The organism is Peribacillus sp. SIMBA_075, assembly GCF_046534585.1.
In genome coordinates, this window is record NZ_JAWRYN010000201.1 from 1 (window position 1) to 368 (window position 368).

Below are 368 nucleotides of genomic sequence, written 5' to 3' on the forward strand. Positions count from 1 at the left end.
CGTGAGCTTGCCGATCATCAGCAATCAAGCGTTCTTGTGTATGGGGATTTCGAGCACGCTGATGAAGCCTTTATCCGCATGCATTCCATTTGCCACACTGGCGATATTTTCGGAAGCAAGCGCTGCGACTGCGGTTTCCAATTGAAGCAGTCCATGCGAATGATTGAGGACAATGGAGCAGGTGCGCTGTTTTATTTAGCCAACCATGAAGGGCGCGGCATTGGCCTTTTCAGTAAAGCCGTGGCTTACATCCTTCAAGAGAACGGCTATGATACAGTGGAAGCAAATGAAGCGCTTGGTTTCGAAGATGATACGCGTCAATATGAAGAAGCCATTGCCGTTCTTCAAACACTTCGTACAAAGCCAGT

1 protein-coding gene is annotated in these 368 nt (G+C 48.4%); it reads left to right on the forward strand.

What is annotated here, in order from left to right:
- Positions 1 to 368 (forward strand): GTP cyclohydrolase II (locus SB775_RS27825; RefSeq protein ID WP_486360707.1); only part of this gene is annotated, 368 nt, incomplete at both ends.